Raw genomic sequence first — 17,182 nt, 5'->3', positions numbered from 1 at the left:
GTATGCGTCCGACAAAACCATATTGATATAGGAGTTCTAAATATATAATGTTGCAGGATGAAAAAGATAAGCAACGAAGCGTATTATTCCCTGTATTGTAAATGGCAGGAATCCGGTCAGAGCAAGGCAACCTTTGCCGCATCGGAAGGCATCCCGAAAGCAACCTTCTATTATTGGTGTAAGAAGTTTGACGCCGATTCGGTCACTACAGCTTCCCCTTCCCCGTTTTCGATTATTCCGATGGATCATATCACGGCAAGTCCTGTCGCCAGGATCAGTTATCCCTCCGGAGTCAGTGTGGAACTGTTTGGGGTTGTGGACGTGGTAACTGTCCGTGAGCTGGTGGGCTGATGCTGGCCCTGTCCAGCTCTGTGAGGTACTTCATGTACCATGAGCCAACTGACATGCGTTTTGGGATCAACTCGCTTGCCGGGCTTGTCCGAAATAAACTTGGTTTTGACCCGATGAACGGAGACGTATTTGTTTTTATCGGCAAGCGATCCAACCAGATCCGCTTTCTGCAGTGGGACCGGGACGGTTTTGCCATGTACATCAAAAAGCTTGAACAGGGTACTTTTGAACGTCCTGCACTATCGGGAAACGCTGTCACAAGCAGTCAGCTCAGTCTGCTGTTACAGGGGGTAAGGCTAGTTTCGGTGAGCTTCAGAAAGCGTTATGACCCCTTAAAAAGAGACTGAAAATAGTCTGTTTATTTTGAGCTAAAAGTGGCTTTAAATACTTATTAAGGCACTTTTTTACCTATATTTAGGTCATGGAAAACAAGGAGACGGACTACAAGAAACTGTATGAAGAGACCTTGTTGGTGCTGTCCGAAAAAGAAGAGGCTCTTGCTGAAAAAGAAGGGANTGTTTATTTTGAGCTAAAAGTGGCTTTAAATACTTATTAAGGCACTTTTTTACCTATATTTAGGTCATGGAAAACAAGGAGACGGACTACAAGAAACTGTATGAAGAGACCTTGTTGGTGCTGTCCGAAAAAGAAGAGGCTCTTGCTGAAAAAGAAGGGATTCTTGCTGAAAAAGACCATGTGATCGCCAATCTGGGTTTTGAGCTGGATAAACTCCGCAGGTATATTTTCGGGTTTAAAAGCGAGAAACGCAACGGCAATACAGGGGACAACCAGATGGGGCTTTTTGAACTCGGTGTGACCCAGTCAGTACAGGAAGAGCTGTCCTGCTCGGTGGAGCAGCAGAAACCAGCCCCGAAGAAACGGGCCAAAGGAACTGGCCGTATGAGTCTGCCTGAAGAGCTGACCAGAGAAGAGATCGTGATAGAGCCATCCGAATCCACTGAAGGCTGTGTGAAGATCGGGGAAGAAGTGACCGAGGTATTGGAGATTGAACCCGCTTTTTTCTATGTAAAACGGTATGTGCGCCCAAAGTATGCCAGACCAAACGGAGAAGGCATCCTGATCGGTATGCTTCCTGACCGGGTCATCGAAAAGGGTATCCCTTCCGAATCGGTCATCGCCCAGCTCACCGTTGACAAATACGTTTACGGGATGCCGCTGCACCGGCAGATTGACAAGTACAGTAAAATGGGAGTCCGCATCCCTGCTTCCAGCGCATCGGACTGGTTGATGGGCGGATGGGAACAACTCAAGCCGCTCTGGGAGCTGCTCCGCCTGATGGTCTTCTCCCAAAAATATCTCCAGGCGGATGAAAGCCCCATAAAGGTGCTGGACAGGGACCATAAAAACGGCATCCACCAGGGATACATGTGGCTATACCATGCTCCCGTGGACAGGCTTGTCCTGTTTGACTACCGAAAAGGCCGGGACAGTTCCGGTCCCAGGGAAATGCTTGCCGGATTTAAGGGGATTCTCCAGACCGATGGCTATAAAGTATATGAATCACTTTACGGGAACCATCCGGATATCCTGCTGACTTACTGTATGGCCCATGCAAGACGCTACTTCGTCAATGCGGTCGGCGATGATGAGAAGCAGGCCGACTATGTCCTGGATGAAATGCAGCTGCTGTATGCCCTGGAACAGCGGATGAGAGAACAGGAACTGGGTTGGGAGAAACGGACAGAGGAAAGAAAGAAACACGCACGTCCAGTTCTGGAACGACTGGAGAAATGGCTCAAGGAGAACCAGTACCGATACAGACCCCAAAGTCCAATGGGAAAAGCTATTGACTACACACTGCCCAGATGGACGGGACTGAGTGCGTACGAGCTCCATGGCCAAATGGAGATAGACAATAATTTAATTGAAAATGCAGTGAGACCCCTGGCGATCGGAAGAAAGGCATTCCTTTTTGCAGGATCACATCAGGCAGCTGAGATGGCTGCCGGAATGTACTCCTTTATGGCCAGCTGCAAAAAGAACAAAATCAATGAATTTGAATGGCTCAAGGATGTGTTTGAAAGAATCCAGAGCCATAAGCAAAAAGACCTATACCAACTTCTGCCCTCAAACTGGCAGCAGCACAGGATTAACTGAATTCCTTACAATTCCTAGCCCAAACTATATGGGATGCTCGGAGGGATACAAATATTCATGATTGATCTGAGCCTGGTATTTGATGCAGGAGCAGATTGGATTAAACCAGAATACGACATTCATAAATTCCAGGAATAATAGATCTACGTAATGCTTCTGGGAAATATGGACCATTTCATGACTGACTATTACTCCCAGGTCATATCCTTTCTCGTAGTCTTGTCTGTTTATAAAAATGGTATTCAGAAAGCTAAATGGAGTTTTAGCCTTATCTGAAATAATAATAGTTGCACTATCTATATTCAGTTTCTCTCCATGATTTCTCCATCTCATAAGAGTTACAATTGAATGTGATTTCGAAATAAGGAGTATTACAACTATACTCATATAGGCTAGAAATATCCAATTGATGTTTGGAGTTTCTTTCGCAGCAATAAAAGGTTCTGAAATTTGACTTGAAGCGATTGGGCTGAGTGGTTGTTCCAAAAAAAAGGAATGTTCAACAGGTTCAATAGAGTAGCTAGTCTCAATTGGAACTGATAAAAGTGGTGCTATTGCCGACAGCGGAATAATCAGTAACAATACCAACCGGTTAAACTGAAAACTTTTTTCCCTTGACAAGAATATTTTAAACAGGGTAAAAAGAGCCGCAGAGCACAAAATAAATTTTAGCAGATAGAGTATCATTCTTTACGTCGTTTAATTTCCATTTCTACCAATTCCTTAATTTCTTCCAGCTCCTTTGTAGACAGATCCGCCTGCTTGGTAAAAAATGAAGCAAATTTCAAAGGTGAATCAGAGAAGAAGTCTTTAATTATTGTTTTGAATTTCCCAATGAAATAGTCTGGTTTTTCCACCAAAGGATAATATTGTCGGGAGTTGCCAAAGATTTTGTATCCCACATACCCTTTTTCTTGCATCCGCTTGAGAAGAGTGGCAACAGTGCTCGAAGCTGGCTTTGGATCAGGGTGAATTTCGAGAATATCTTTCATGAAAATGGTTTGATTTGACCAGATCAATTCCATGAGTTTTTCTTCGGATTTTGATAATTTCATTTCTACAGATGTTAATGTGATTCTACAAATGTAGAATAGTTTTTATTTTAAACAAATCTTGAATTGGGTTTTGATTTATCTTAACAATTCAGATGAGCTTTTTCATTTGCATCATAGAGTTGTGCGGGATATTCTAAAATGACTGAAGTAAAAAGGTTTGGTTGATAATATGATAGGGTTGAGCAGTGTCAATTGGGTAAATAGCTTTACAAGCCTTTTTTTGGAATAGCATTTGCACTTTTGAAGCGATCAAAGGCTCAAAAGTCTTACCTTCGATCTTTTATATAGAATTCCTTTTTAATGCCCAAACTTATTCGAATCACCACCGTCCCAATTTCCCTCAAATTATTGCTTGCAGGGCAAATGAAATTTATGAGGGAGCAAGGGTGGGAGGTATTGATGGTCAGCGCTGATGGTAGAGAGTTACCTCAAGTGATCAAGGCAGAAGGAGCAAGGCATGAAGTGATTCCATTTACACGTAAGATCACACCTTTTCAAGATTTGAAATGCCTGTGGCACTTGTATCAGCTGATCAAGAAAGAGCAGCCTGATATTGTGCATACCCATACCCCAAAAGCGGGACTTTTGGGGATGATTGCTGCGAAATTGGCTGGAGTGCGTGTGAGAATCCACACCTTGGCAGGTATTCCTTTTATGTCTGCTGAAGGAAGAAAGAAAGGGCTTTTGGAGAAAATGGAAAAAGTCACCTACAGCTATGCTACGCATGTTTGGCCAAATTCCAATGGACTAAAAAACTTTGTAATAGAAAATAATCTATGCCTTTCAGAGAAACTGAAAGTTATTGGAAAAGGCTCTTCAAATGGTGTGGATCTCGAGAAATTCAATCGAGGTGTTTTAAAGGAAAATCATCTGGTGGCTGCCACTATGCGTATTCTTCCCGGCGAAGATGATTTTATTATATTATCCGTTGGCAGATTAGTCAAAGACAAAGGAATACAGGAATTGGTGGATGCCTTTTTGAGTTCTAAGATCGTAGGCAAATCAAAGCTCGTTTTGCTTGGGAGCTTTGAACAAGACCTAAACCCTCTTGATCCAGAAACCATTAAGATTATTACTGATCACCCACGAATAGTTCAAATCGATTGGTCGGATCATGTGGCTCACTACCTTGCGCTTGCAGATGTGCTTGTTCATCCTTCACACCGCGAGGGCTTTCCAAATGTGCTTTTGGAAGCAGGAGCAATGGAAGTACCTGTTATTTGTTCTGATATTATTGGTAATATAGATGTGATTACCCAGCAGAAAACTGGACTGATCTTCCCTGTCAAAAATGCAGAAGTATTGAAAGAAGCAATGGAATTTGCTTTCGTGAAACGTGATAAAATGGCTGAGTTAGCAGGCACCTTATATAAGGAAGTTTGTGAGAATTATGAAAGAACTAAGGTACAGAATGAAATTTTTACTCAATACCAGCTTGTATTGAAGGAGGCCGGTAGCGCGGAATAGCCTATATTTGGGCATCAATAAAACTTGAATTTTTGTCTATGAAGTACCTGGTTACCGGAACTGCCGGATTTATTGGATTTCACGTTGCGAAGAAGCTGTTGGAGAGGGGAGATGAGGTAGTTGGGCTGGATATAGTCAATGATTATTACGACATCAATCTGAAATATGCCCGTTTGGCCTATATGGGGATTCAGAGAGATCAGGTAAAGAATGGTCTACTAGTCCAATCTGATAGTGTTTCAGGCTATAGATTCATTCAATTGGACCTATCGATCAAAGAACCATTGCTAGCGCTTTTTTCACAGGAGAAATTTGATGTAGTGATTCATCTCGCTGCTCAGGCTGGCGTTCGTTATTCTTTGACAAATCCTGAGGTTTATATCGAGAGCAACATCGTAGCCTTCCTGAACATTCTGGAGAGCTGTCGTTTTCACCCTGTCAAGCATTTGGTATATGCTTCCTCTAGCTCCGTGTATGGATCGAATGAGAAGATGCCGTTTTCTACTTCTGATTCAGTAGATCATCCGATCAGTTTGTATGCTGCATCTAAGAAATCAAATGAACTGATGGCTCATACCTACAGTCATCTTTTTGAAATACCTACTACGGGTTTGAGATTCTTCACAGTTTATGGCCCATGGGGCAGACCAGACATGGCATTGTTTCTGTTTACAGAAGCCATCTTGAAGGGAGAGCCTATACAAGTGTTTAACCATGGAAATATGAAGCGTGACTTCACTTATATAGATGATATCGTCATGGGGGTGATCAAAGTAGCAGATAGACCGGCAAGTCCAAATGCTGAATTTGATACACAGAACCCTGATCCGGGAAGCTCTAAAGCCCCTTACAAAATTTACAATATAGGGAACTCCGCTCCAGTTTTATTGATGGATTATATACATGCGGTAGAAAAGGGGCTAGGAAAAGAAGCGCAAATGAATTTGCTTCCTTTGCAACCGGGAGATGTGCCAGCATCGCATGCTGAGGTATCTGATTTGGTAAGAGATACAGGGTATAAACCAGCTACACCGATTGACCACGGGGTCAAATCTTTTACAGATTGGTATTTAGACTACTACAATAAATAAGATGAAATCGAGCATGACTCAAGCGTCACACAGAGGGATGATTATCAAATATGCGAGATTCCATCCCTTTTCCTTCGTCACGGGACAGGTTATGGCCTTTGAAAAAAAATAATAACACATGAATAAATCAATTTTGATTACAGGTGGCGCCGGGTTTATTGGTTGCCATGTGGTGCAGTTATTCGTGGAAAAGTATCCGGAATATAAAATTGTCAATTTAGATGCCTTGACCTATGCAGGCAATCTGGAAAACTTGAAATCTGTACAGGATGCACCAAATTACGTTTTTGCAAAAGCAGATATTCAAGATGCTGAAGCACTGGATTTGATTTTTGCGAAGCATAAAATCACCGATGTGATACATCTCGCTGCAGAATCTCATGTAGATAGATCGATTACAGATCCATTGGCATTTGTGAAGACAAATGTATTTGGTACTGTGAATCTACTAAACGCGGCTAAGGAATTTTGGAAAGACAATCTTTCTGAGCATTTGTTTTATCACGTTTCTACGGATGAAGTTTATGGTTCCTTGCATGATGGGGGATTCTTTTTGGAAACTACGGCGTATGACCCACAATCACCCTATTCAGCATCTAAGGCTTCCTCGGATCATTTTGTACGGGCTTATGCTAATACTTACAAGATGAAAACGGTGATTTCGAACTGTTCAAATAATTACGGGCCAAATCATTTTCCTGAAAAATTGATTCCTCTTTGTATTCACAATATCAAAAACAACAAACCTCTACCAGTCTATGGAAAAGGCGAAAACGTTCGTGATTGGCTATTTGTGAAAGATCATGCTAGAGCGATTGATAAAGTTTTCCATAAAGGGAAAGAAGGTGAAACCTACAATATAGGTGGCTTCAACGAGTGGAAAAACATTGATATTGTTAAGCTTCTTTGTATTAAAATGGATGAGAAACTGGGTAGAGAAGCTGGGAATTCTGAGAAACTGATCACATATGTAAAAGATCGTGCCGGACATGACTTGCGCTATGCGATCGATGCTACTAAGATTCAAAAAGAGTTAGGCTGGGAGCCAAGTCTCCAATTTGAAGAAGGAATAGAAATCACCATAGACTGGTATCTCAATAATCAAGATTGGCTAGATCATGTCACTTCTGGAGCTTATCAGAAATACTATATGGAACATTATGGTGATAGGTAAAAAAATCGTAGTTTGAAAAGTATTTGTATTGGTTCAATCCTGAATAATAACTAGTACTGTTATTATTAATGACTTTTTTACTTTCATGATTTTATTTATGCATGAATCTATTTTTGTCAGAACCTATATTTAATCTTTATGTATTTCCGCAATTGTACCAGTAAAAAACCAAAAGCGACTTATTATATGGTAAACCTTGAATTGGGGCTACTTCGGTCACCCGTCATCGGTCTTTCCGCCAAGAAAGCAAAGAAAATATGGTTACTGGCATGATTACGGATAATCACGTTTAATCTTTAAAAGATGTAAGCGTTTACAATCAATTTATTATAAATAATCATTTCTACCAATAAGCTTCAGGAAAAAATGGTAGAAGAAGCCCAAAAAAGAGGAGCTGATGCAGTTTTGATACTTGGCTTAGACGAAATTTTGACAGAATCAGCTACAACAACAAGTGGCTCCACGAGAAAAGATGAAAAAGGGATAAACAATACCAAGAAAGGTCCTATACTTCTATTTCAAAACATAGAATTTTAATAGCGGATTTTTTGAAATACATAGATTGATCGTTCAAAAAAAATCTATAAATCCAATGAGACTAAACATAACCCATGAATAATTCATGGGTTATGTTTTTGATTTATTTTCCTGGTATTCTGCCGGTGTCATGGAGTAAGTTTCTTTAAAAGTTTTGATAAAGTAGGATGGGGAACTGAACCCAACAGCATAGGCAATTTCAGATATATTTTCACCAGATTTTTCTAGCCGTTGAAGAGCCATTCTCAACCTTTGGTCTCTGATGTAGGCAGACGTCGAAAGTCCAGTCAATGCGGTCAGTTTCCTGTGTAATTGCATTCGGCTCATTCCAAGTTTCTTGCTGAATTCATCTACGGTGAAATTGCTGTCTGAAAGATCATTGTCCACGATATCCTGGATTTTTTCCAAAAACCGCTCATCGGTGGATGTAATCGCTATGTCTTTTGGGGAAATAAAACTTCTATTCGAATACCTAACTCGGAGTTGCGCTCTAAGCTCAATTAACTTTTCTGCTCGAGCAAGTAATTGATTGGTTTTAAATGGTTTCAGTATAAAGTCATCAGCCCCGGATCTGATTCCTTCCAAGTGACCTTCTTCATCTGCTTTGGCAGTTAATAGGATTACAGGGATGTGAGAGGTTAATTCATTTTCTTTCACTTTCTTACAAAATTCAAAACCATCCATTTCTGGCATCATCACATCTGAAATGATCAAATCTGGGATTTTCTTCAGTGCTACAAAAAGGCCTTCTTTCCCATTTGTAGCTTCCAAGGTTTGAAAATATGGGCTCAATTCTCTTACAATAAATTCCCTGACTTTGGTATTATCTTCCACAATTAGAATAAAAGGAAGTTTGTCCCTTTTTTCTAGATCAGCTAAGGGTAATCCTGGTAAGTCAAATTCTTCACTTTCCTCATCGATAACTTCATCCGGATGGAAAGCATATTTGTCGACAGATAGAAGAATCGAAACGTCAAACCATCGGGATTCTTTAAAGTTGACAGTTATTTCACCATGATAGAGATGAATCATTTCTTTGATTAGAGATAAGCCGAGCCCAAATCCTTTATTGTCTCCATTGGATTTTTGCATTTTTTGAAAAAGTTTAATCAATTCCTCTTTGTTGTACTGTTCTAGACTTTCATTTCGTATACCTAAGTGGAAATTTCCTTCAGAAATAAAGGAATCTAACTTTATCTCAGAGTCTTTTTTGGCGTATTTAATCGCGTTTTGGATCAGGTTTTTCACAATTTTTTCCACCTTGTCTGAATCAAACCAAACCTCTGTCATCAGCGGGATATTACTGGTAAGTCTTACTCCTTTTTCTGATGCTTGATAGAAATAATTGGCAATGATGGATTGGAGCAGTAATCCCAAATTTCCTTTTCGGATAGTCAACTGGTTTTTGCCAGCCTTGATTTTGGCAACTTCCAAAAGCTGATCAACGAGCGTAAGCAATCGTTGAGAATTGGTTTTCACCAAATTCAGTTGAGATTTTATGACAGGATTATCTGATTGATTGATGACTCGATCGATCGGTCCAGAAATAAGCGTAAGAGGAGTTCTAAACTCATGAGAAATATTGGTGAAAAGCTGAGTTTTAAAGTCGTCAATCTCCTTTAGCGTTTGCGTCTCCCTATCCTTCATGTTAAGTGAAAATTGGATGTGCCATTTCCATTTGAGATATTGGTAAATCCATAAAACGATAAGCGCTAGAAAGATCACATAAATTACCTTGGCCAAATTACCGAAATACCAAGGCGTCAAAATGCTGAACTCCAAAGCCACAGGTTCTTCGACCCAGATTCCATCATAGTTACTAGCCCGAGCCAAAAAGCGATAGCTTCCCGGAGCAAGATTCGTGTAGCGTGCTTGATGATTATGACCGTTAGAAACCCAACTTTCATCATGGTTTTCCAGCATGTATTCAAACTGATTCTTTCCGGGTGAGGAAAAAACCAAACTCGCCATGTTGAATGTGAGTGTGTTTTGGTTGTGTTTTAGCTGAAGGTTTTGTTTCAGTTTTACCTTTTGATCAAAAACTGAAACCTCTGTAATCGCAATTTTTGGAGGGGTCATATTCAGGGAAATGTCTTCTGGGTTGAACCAATAAAAGCCATCTAAACTCCCAAAATAGAGTGTTCCGTCATTATTTTTGAAATATGCCCCAGTATTGAATTCTGTGGCAAGCCCATCGTAATTGGAATAATTGGTGATCGGAAACTTCCCATCCAATCCTTCCTGGATTCCTATTTTGGTGATTCCTTTATTAGAGCTTAGCCATAGATTACCATGCTGATCATTCAAAATGGAATAGATGACATTATTAGAAAGTCCAGTTTCAATTGTAAGTATTTTGATTATCCCGGTGCCAAGTTCCATTCGATTTAGACCTCCACCATTCGTCCCGATCCACAGTTGATTATTTTCTAGATGTAGGGATTTGATGCCATTGCTACTGATCGAATTTGCTTCATCAGGGTCGTTGATTATTGTTTCAAATTTTTCTGTATCCAAATCCAATTTGGCGATACCATGGTTTTCAGCTCCTATCCAAAACTTACCGGCCGGATCTTCTAACATCGTGCGAATATTGTTGTCAGGAATACTGGTTTCTCGTTGAGGATCATGCACAAATTGCTTTATGACGCCTTTTTCAGGGTCAAACATAATCAAGCCATCATTTCTGGTACAAAGCCAAAATCTAGCCTTGCTGTCTTGAAAGATTTTCCATACCGTAGCTCCTGGCTGCTTCACGTAGCTATTGGTGTTAAAATGCCGGAACTGCTCAGAGTCAAGATCAAGAATGCTCAATCCCTCATCTTGATAGCCTATCCACAGTTTTCCATTTTTGTCTCCCATAAGACTCATTACTCTGTTGCTTTCCAGGCTATTTCGATTTTTGGGGTCATGAACAAATGTCTTCCAAGTTTTAGTCTTTGGATTAAATCTAGTCAGTCCTTTTCCAGAAGTTCCTAGCCAGACATTTTCAAATTCATCTACATATATCGCTCTAATTACATCGATATTGATGTTTTCAGGGACTTCTTGATTGTGTAAGAAGTTAAATTTTTCTAAATAAGAATCGTAAAAACTCAAGCCAGCACCATCCGATCCAAACCAAAGTGTTCCGGTATAATCCTCGAAAATAGACAGGATGTCATTGTAATGAATGGATCTAGGGTTTTGCTTGGTGTAGGAAAACCGCCTCAAAGTTTTGGTATCCAAATCAATTTGCTTGATGCCATTGCCATAGGTCGTCTCCCAAAGTCGGTTTTTGGAATCTACTAACAAATCCAAAACCATCACATCCTGTCCGGAATCTTCCGGTTGATCCAAATAGGTATCCGAGGAAACGACTTGTTCGCTAGAATTTGCACTTGTCCAGAGTCCTTGATTTAAGGTGCCAAACCAAAACCTTCCGTTGGGATCCACTATAGTAACAGCTAGAATTATTCCTGATCCAGGCTTCCAAAGCTTGCTAGAAATGCCCGAACTTTTATTCCATAAAACTACCTCATCACTGAAGGTTAAAATGAGGTGTTCTTCATCAAAAATGTCAAGATTGACGATCTCTTTGTTTGGATCAGACCAAATCATTTCGGCCTTTTTAACTTCATCATTCCAGAAATATAGTTGGCCAGCTAAGGTTCCAAACCAAATTTTCCCATGTGGATCTTCAATTATGGTATTTGCGGAACTGATTCCTTGGATTGGCTCAAAGACTTCTTTCTCCCGATCATAAAGTTCGGGAATTGAACTTTCCGGGATGATCCAAATTCGATTTTTGCTGTCAGCATATACTTTTCCTAGCAGTAGGCGACTTGATTCGGTGATGTCTAAAAACTTCTTATCAAATATTCTAAAATTCTTGCCATCATATCTATTCAATCCTTCTTGGGTGGCAATCCACAGAAACCCATCTTGGTCTTGAGTTACTGATACTGCACTATTTTGAGATAGCCCATCATTGACGGAAAGTTGTCGGAAGGAAAAATTTTCCTGTGGGAATACAGGAAATCTGATTAAAGCATACAGAAGAAGTGCTACAGGAAATCCAACTTTCCAAATCGGAGAATTAGTTGAAAATGGCATGGAAAAATTCTGATTGTTGATTTTTCAAGTAACTTAAAATTTAAGCTGATACTGCTAGATGTATCGGATTTTTCATAGTTGGTAAAGTTGCAAACTGACCAAAATCTGGATTTTAAGAATATTCAATGGAAAAAAGAGACTATTTTTTATAAAAATTTTGAATTCAGGTAGTTTTTTGGAATCTATTCAATATTTTAATACTGTGATTTTGAGGAAAATAAATTATTCGTTTGATCAAGTTTAAGGAAATTTATGATTCGTGTTGTGATTATAGATGATGAACCGAAGGCCATCATCTCGCTTGAGTGGGAGCTAAATCAAATGGTAAATCCGGTAGAGGTCATAGGTAAATTTAGAGAGGCAGAAGAAGCGCTGAATCAATTGAGTAAGCTAAATCCCGATTGTATTTTTTTGGATATTGAGATGCCGGGATTGGATGGATTTAAATTTTTGGAGCATTTCCCCGATCGAAAATTTGAGGTGATTTTTGTGACAGCCCATGCAGGGCATGCGATTCAGGCAATTCGGGAAAGAGCTTTTGATTACTTGCTTAAACCAGTGGATCAAACCGAATTAGAAGGTTTATTGGATAGAATCAGCAAGAAACGAAATGAACAAACAGCCAGCTTTTTTACCAATCAAGCAAGTGAAAAGGAGAAAATAGCGATTAACACAGATCAACAACTGATTTTGGTTGATCCTGATGACGTGATTTATTGCGAAAGTGAGGGAAGTTATTCCTACATCCATACAAGAAATGATGGAAAAATCTTAGTTTCTAAACGGCTAAAATTACTTGGTGATCTACTTTCCAAATTCCGATTTTATCGGATCCATCATTCCTATTTGGTCAACCTTGAAATGGTGAAATCTTATGAGAAAACTTCTGGAAAAGTCAGACTCATAAATGGGGTATTACTTCCAGTCTCCCGATTGAAAAAGTCTGGTTTTACAGAATCCTTGAAATTAAGCCCGAATGGATTTTTTTGAAAAATATCCCCTTATAAGTATACTCGAAAACAGCAATTATAACGGCTTGGGCTGGGCTGTTACCAGTGTGCTTTTTTACCTGTCTCTCTACCATTTTGTACTTTTTGTCAAAAGCAAAGAGAAATTCTACCTGTTTTACAGTCTATATGCACTGATTAATGCAGTCAACCTCATCAAGCGAGTGAAGGGAGGCTTTGTCGAAACTATTTACGACGAATTCCCGGAGTTTTTTATCCATTTAAACTTCCCTATTCAATTTGCCAGCTACCTGATTTTTTCGTTTTTCCTGATTGAGATTCTCAATTTCAGGAAGCATTTTCCAAAGTTCACTCGCTTCTTTTCCTACTATGCCTTGATCACCAGTTCCATATTTGGAGTCTTAGTTTTAGGGAGATATATATGGGATGGATATGACTGGATGAAAGACTATTATATATATGTCTTCATGCCTTGTACCTTCATTTTTTTGATTTATGGGATCTATTTAACAATAAAGACAGGAGAGAAAGTCCGGTATTATATACTTACCGGTTACCTGATCCTTGGGATATCTTCATTCATTCTTGCATTTCTTGTGATGGGAAAAGATGTATCAATGGCTAATAAATACTTCTACATCTATTATTTGGCTGTTATGGCGGAAAACTTCCTTTACACTTATGCATTGGCTATTAAGCAGCGCGAGGTGTATGAGGATAAATTTCATATTCAGGCTTTGTTGGTAGAAAAGCTTCAGGAAAATGAAGACTTACGTGAAAAGTTGAATGTAAACCTCAAGGATGAATTGAAGCTGAAGGAAAGGAAAATATCCTTTTTGGAGGCTGATTATGAAGAGCAGCGAGTCGCCAAACTGAGTGCTGACTATGAAAAACAAATCACCTCACTCCATCTTCAGTCACTCAGAAGTCAGATGAATCCCCATTTCATCTTCAATGCGCTTAATTCCATCAAGGTTTTTCTCATTGAGAGCGATAAAGAAAATGCAGTCTTATACCTCAATAAGTTTGCGAAGCTGATCCGGATGGTGCTGGAAAGTTCCAGAGAGTTTAAGATTTCGCTTGGTGAGGAGTTGGACATAGCAAAATTATATCTTAGCCTTGAAACGATCAGGTTTGACGAGGGAATAGATTTTAAGATTAATGTTGAGCGTGGCATCAATCTCAGAGATACAAAAGTTCCGCCATTGGTTTTTCAGCCATTTTTGGAAAATGCTGTTTGGCATGGTTTGATGTCTAAAAAAGGACCAAAATCTATTTTAATCCATATTTATCAAAGCCACGAGGGAGTGACAGTTTCCATTCGGGACAATGGGGTAGGAAGGAAAGAATCCATGAAAAAGAAGTCGAATCAAACAATTCAGAAACAATCGATAGGAATTTCCCTTTCTTCTGACAGACTTAAGTTTTTTAATGAAAGCGAAAAATTCAATTATCATTTTGAGATTCTTGATCATGAGGGAAGTAATTCTGAGCGAGGAACTGAGGTTGTCTTTTACCTTCAGAACGCATAGGTTTTCAAAATGAATTTCCAGAGAGGTTACCCCAGTGCTATTTTTTGATACATGACATTGATTCTATACCAATTAACCGAAATAGCTTTGCTTGAATAAAAGTATATTCAGTTTTTCCCAGGTGGTTAATTATTTCTTGCGATGCATTGCTGTTCGCATTCCCAAAACTCCTCAAAAAACTGGCAGCACTGTACATCAATGATCCGAAACAGCCTTTTCTTTATTCTTTTTCTTTTTTTCTTTTCCTGTGGAAAAGAAAAAAATCCGAGCTCTAAAGCCAATAGTTGGCCCGGAGGAGCAGGATTTTCGGACTCCTCTGAAAAGATTGGATCAAATTCGGCTCAAGGTCTAGAAATACAGATTCCTATGAGCAACGATCAGCTCAAAAACTGGATTCCAGAAAAAGTCGGGCTAATGGAACAGCAGAAATTGATAGTGGGGCATAAACAAGGAATGGGAATGGGCGGGGCCATCGCTACCTACCAAGAAAATGGACAGGATGACAAACAAATTTCCTTGGAAGTTTTGGACGGTGCAGGAGCTACAGGGTCTGTCATGCTAAAGTCGATTATTCAAAAGTTGATTTTGGATTATTATGAAAAAATGAGTTCTGGATACTCCCGAATTTATGAGCGCGAAGGAGTTCGAGTTTGGGAAAAGTTAAATTCTGAAGAGCACCTTGCGGAGATCGAGTTTGTCATGGAAAAGCGTTACCATTTTATTTTCAAAGGTCATGGAATCGAGATGAATGAGCTTTGGGCCTTTGTCAGACAGGTAAGGAAAGAAATGAGGTGGTAATTATTCAAGCCTTTAGGTGAAGCTGGAGTGGATTGATGAGGGAAATCTGTTTGGATTCTTTTCCAAAAATAGAAATGCGGCTTTAGCCCATTCCTCCATGAATTATTATCACAATCGGGCTTATGCCAAATTCCAAAGGCTTGTTACATCAGTGATATTCTTTGGTACATCCTTGACAGTGGAATGATGGTATTAAAAATACTTTTGACACATACTTACTTACTGTTAATCAATCATCAATCATTTTTATGAAGCTAATTTTAACTTTCTGTTTAGCATGTTTTGTTCTCTGCGCAAACGCACAGGAGATTAAGGGAAAAATTGAAAATCATCCAAATTCTCAAATGGAATTGGTTCTTATACTTTTTGGGATGGAAAATCCGATATCCATCGGCACGGTGGATAAAAAAGGTCAGTTTACCGCAAATCTGGATAATATTAGTTTGGACGATATCACAGCCGAAAACAAATCCATGTCCATTGTTGAACTCTATTTTAATTTTTATTTCAAATGTAATGACAAGAGAGCCTTTGGTGAAAACTTCGATAAACCCGCCGCAAGCCAGGATTATGTAAGATTGACTAAAAAAGGAGATTGGGCTGGTACTGTATTTCTGGTATCTGATGAAGGGCTTAGGCCTTGGTTGGAAGATTCCGGTTACAACAATGCAATTGAAGGGTCATTTTACGAAGTGATGTATGTAGAGGAAGATTTTGATGTCAAAATGACTTGTAAGAGCAGTGTCAATGCTGATGAAAATACCGAAGTGGAAACTGAATACAGTTTTGATATTGAACTGAAAACAGGCTTCAATTGGGTGGAATATACCATTCATGAAGTGTATGAAACAGACCCTGATATACGGGCATCTTTTCCTTCCAAAGTAACTGTCAGCAATTTAAAAGACCCCTCCAAAATGGGTTGGATTGGGACGTATTATTGATTTTCAAAAATTCACATATAAATCCAAATAAGCCTGAAGAGATCCTTCGGGCATTATTTTTTACGGAATGTTACATGCGTGTTACTCTTTGATACATCTCTGATATTCTTCTGGGGGGGAGATTTTGATTTTTGCTTTGGGAACCCTTGCTCTTTTCCGCTATGGAAATTAAGAAAGTCCCCGAAAGACTAGAAAATCTAAACATTCAAAGCGATGAGAAATTTTTACACAACGACAAAGCGTTTTTTATTTCCGGTAATAGCAGGTATTTTTTTACAGTTCCTGGGCGGTCAACAAGTCAAAGCCCAGGAACTCACCGGAACTTATACTATAGGAGCAACAGGAGATTATGTAACTTTTAACGATGCGGTATCAGCGCTAAATGTGAATGGAATATCTAGCCCGGTAATTTTTGTGGTTCATAGTGGAACCTATACCGAGCAGCTTGTCCTAAATGCTATCACTGGCGCATCAGAAACCAATACCATTACATTTCAGAGTCAGTCGGGGAGTGCGGCTGATGTTATTTTAACTCATGCTGCAGTTGGAGTAAATGATAATTATATTATTCTTCTCGAAAATGCTTCTCATTTTATTGTAAAAAATCTAACTATAAAGGCAACAGGAACCGCTTATAGCCGCACTATTAGGGGACAAGTGGAACTTCATAATATTCTTTTTGAAGGAAATGTATTCGAGTCTCCCATCACTGCCAGTATAAGTGGAGATAGAGGGAATGTGATTATTACAGCTTCTACCTCATCAGATGTTAGATTTATAAATAATACGATTTCAGGAGGTTCTTACGGGATTTTTTATCAAGGAACTAATGGATCTAGTGGATCAAGAGCTTTAGGTTTTGTATTTGCCCAGAACCAAATGCTAGACCAATATTATCGAGGCGTACAAATAAGTAATTTATTTGAGGCTCAAGTCACTGACAACCGGGTGGTTTTATTGGGAGCTTCATCCGGGAGTTCCGACGGATATTATGTAGATGAGGTAGAGGGGGCGTTACGGTTCACAGGCAACCGGGTAACAGGAGCGAACCA

The 17,182-nt window shown here is 39.5% G+C and carries 15 protein-coding genes; 12 read left to right on the top strand and 3 right to left on the bottom strand.

The genetic code is table 11. The features are described 5' to 3' along the window. The first annotated feature begins 57 nt into the window (after positions 1-57). The 3 genes from tnpA (at position 58) to tnpC (ending at position 2,469) form a co-directional block, all read left to right on the top strand. On the top strand, positions 58-351 hold the full coding sequence (tnpA, locus tag U3A58_RS21040) for an IS66 family insertion sequence element accessory protein TnpA (RefSeq protein ID WP_323826368.1): 294 nt from the start codon (positions 58-60) through the stop codon (positions 349-351). Positions 352-371: 20 nt separating this feature from the next. Beyond that, the gene (tnpB, locus tag U3A58_RS21035; protein ID WP_323826367.1) at positions 372-698 is read left to right on the top strand and encodes an IS66 family insertion sequence element accessory protein TnpB; all 327 of its coding nucleotides are present in this window, start codon (positions 372-374) and stop codon (positions 696-698) included. A gap of 235 nt (positions 699-933) precedes the next feature. After that, on the top strand, positions 934-2,469 hold the full coding sequence (tnpC, locus tag U3A58_RS21030) for an IS66 family transposase (RefSeq protein WP_323826366.1): 1,536 nt from the start codon (positions 934-936) through the stop codon (positions 2,467-2,469). Between the two features lie 24 nt (positions 2,470-2,493). On the opposite strand, the gene U3A58_RS21025 is transcribed toward tnpC, so the two are convergent. Both U3A58_RS21025 and U3A58_RS21020 read right to left on the bottom strand, forming a co-directional pair. Then, the gene (locus tag U3A58_RS21025) at positions 2,494-2,802 is read right to left on the bottom strand and encodes a hypothetical protein (RefSeq protein WP_323826365.1); all 309 of its coding nucleotides are present in this window, start codon (positions 2,800-2,802) and stop codon (positions 2,494-2,496) included. 350 nt (positions 2,803-3,152) lie between these two features. Then, positions 3,153-3,524: a BlaI/MecI/CopY family transcriptional regulator gene (locus tag U3A58_RS21020; protein ID WP_323826364.1), complete on the bottom strand. Its 372-nt coding sequence runs from the start codon at positions 3,522-3,524 to the stop codon at positions 3,153-3,155. Between the two features lie 300 nt (positions 3,525-3,824). Between U3A58_RS21020 and U3A58_RS21015 the strand changes: the two genes are divergently transcribed. The 4 genes from U3A58_RS21015 (at position 3,825) to U3A58_RS21000 (ending at position 7,793) form a co-directional block, all read left to right on the top strand. Beyond that, the gene (locus U3A58_RS21015) at positions 3,825-4,991 is read left to right on the top strand and encodes a glycosyltransferase family 4 protein (protein ID WP_323826363.1); all 1,167 of its coding nucleotides are present in this window, start codon (positions 3,825-3,827) and stop codon (positions 4,989-4,991) included. Between the two features lie 38 nt (positions 4,992-5,029). Next, positions 5,030-6,082, top strand: a complete 1,053-nt coding sequence (locus tag U3A58_RS21010) for an NAD-dependent epimerase (protein WP_323826362.1) — start codon at positions 5,030-5,032, stop codon at positions 6,080-6,082. A 118-nt stretch (positions 6,083-6,200) separates the two neighbouring features. Then, positions 6,201-7,256, top strand: coding sequence for a dTDP-glucose 4,6-dehydratase (gene rfbB / locus U3A58_RS21005; protein WP_323826361.1), 1,056 nt, complete (start codon positions 6,201-6,203; stop codon positions 7,254-7,256). A 366-nt stretch (positions 7,257-7,622) separates the two neighbouring features. Next, the gene (locus U3A58_RS21000; RefSeq protein WP_323826360.1) at positions 7,623-7,793 is read left to right on the top strand and encodes a hypothetical protein; all 171 of its coding nucleotides are present in this window, start codon (positions 7,623-7,625) and stop codon (positions 7,791-7,793) included. 90 nt (positions 7,794-7,883) lie between these two features. On the opposite strand, the gene U3A58_RS20995 is transcribed toward U3A58_RS21000, so the two are convergent. Next, entirely contained in the window at positions 7,884-11,888 is a 4,005-nt protein-coding gene (locus U3A58_RS20995; RefSeq protein WP_323826359.1) for a hybrid sensor histidine kinase/response regulator transcription factor, read from the bottom strand. Between the two features lie 252 nt (positions 11,889-12,140). Between U3A58_RS20995 and U3A58_RS20990 the strand changes: the two genes are divergently transcribed. The 5 genes from U3A58_RS20990 to U3A58_RS20970 form a co-directional block, all read left to right on the top strand. Then, complete coding sequence (locus U3A58_RS20990; protein WP_323826358.1) at positions 12,141-12,878, top strand: LytR/AlgR family response regulator transcription factor; 738 nt, start codon at positions 12,141-12,143, stop codon at positions 12,876-12,878. Beyond that, positions 12,865-14,388, top strand: coding sequence for a histidine kinase (locus U3A58_RS20985; protein ID WP_323826357.1), 1,524 nt, complete (start codon positions 12,865-12,867; stop codon positions 14,386-14,388). The genes U3A58_RS20990 and U3A58_RS20985 overlap by 14 nt, the downstream gene beginning before the upstream one ends. 366 nt (positions 14,389-14,754) lie before the next feature. After that, on the top strand, positions 14,755-15,186 hold the full coding sequence (locus U3A58_RS20980) for a hypothetical protein (protein ID WP_323826356.1): 432 nt from the start codon (positions 14,755-14,757) through the stop codon (positions 15,184-15,186). 248 nt (positions 15,187-15,434) lie between these two features. After that, on the top strand, positions 15,435-16,130 hold the full coding sequence (locus tag U3A58_RS20975; protein ID WP_323826355.1) for a hypothetical protein: 696 nt from the start codon (positions 15,435-15,437) through the stop codon (positions 16,128-16,130). Between the two features lie 213 nt (positions 16,131-16,343). After that, a partial coding sequence (locus U3A58_RS20970; protein ID WP_323826354.1) for a hypothetical protein occupies positions 16,344-17,182 on the top strand: 839 nt, incomplete at its 3' end.

Source organism: Algoriphagus persicinus (assembly GCF_035156415.1).
Taxonomy (GTDB): domain Bacteria; phylum Bacteroidota; class Bacteroidia; order Cytophagales; family Cyclobacteriaceae; genus Algoriphagus; species Algoriphagus persicinus.
The sequence above is the reverse complement of the archived record's forward strand: the minus strand, read 5'-3'. Positions and strand labels throughout refer to the sequence as shown.

Bases quoted from the DNA above. Each gene is read 5' to 3' on its own strand.
- tnpA (WP_323826368.1), top strand. From the start codon at position 58: ATGAAAAAGATAAGCAACGAAGCGTATTATTCCCTGTATTGTAAATGG.
- tnpC (WP_323826366.1), top strand. From the start codon at position 934: ATGGAAAACAAGGAGACGGACTACAAGAAACTGTATGAAGAGACCTTG.
- U3A58_RS21025 (WP_323826365.1), bottom strand. From the start codon at position 2,802: ATGAGATGGAGAAATCATGGAGAGAAACTGAATATAGATAGTGCAACT.
- U3A58_RS21020 (WP_323826364.1), bottom strand. From the start codon at position 3,524: ATGAAATTATCAAAATCCGAAGAAAAACTCATGGAATTGATCTGGTCA.
- U3A58_RS21015 (WP_323826363.1), top strand. From the start codon at position 3,825: ATGCCCAAACTTATTCGAATCACCACCGTCCCAATTTCCCTCAAATTA.
- U3A58_RS21010 (WP_323826362.1), top strand. From the start codon at position 5,030: ATGAAGTACCTGGTTACCGGAACTGCCGGATTTATTGGATTTCACGTT.
- rfbB (WP_323826361.1), top strand. From the start codon at position 6,201: ATGAATAAATCAATTTTGATTACAGGTGGCGCCGGGTTTATTGGTTGC.
- U3A58_RS21000 (WP_323826360.1), top strand. From the start codon at position 7,623: ATGGTAGAAGAAGCCCAAAAAAGAGGAGCTGATGCAGTTTTGATACTT.
- U3A58_RS20995 (WP_323826359.1), bottom strand. From the start codon at position 11,888: ATGCCATTTTCAACTAATTCTCCGATTTGGAAAGTTGGATTTCCTGTA.
- U3A58_RS20990 (WP_323826358.1), top strand. From the start codon at position 12,141: ATGATTCGTGTTGTGATTATAGATGATGAACCGAAGGCCATCATCTCG.
- U3A58_RS20985 (WP_323826357.1), top strand. From the start codon at position 12,865: ATGGATTTTTTTGAAAAATATCCCCTTATAAGTATACTCGAAAACAGC.
- U3A58_RS20980 (WP_323826356.1), top strand. From the start codon at position 14,755: ATGAGCAACGATCAGCTCAAAAACTGGATTCCAGAAAAAGTCGGGCTA.
- U3A58_RS20975 (WP_323826355.1), top strand. From the start codon at position 15,435: ATGAAGCTAATTTTAACTTTCTGTTTAGCATGTTTTGTTCTCTGCGCA.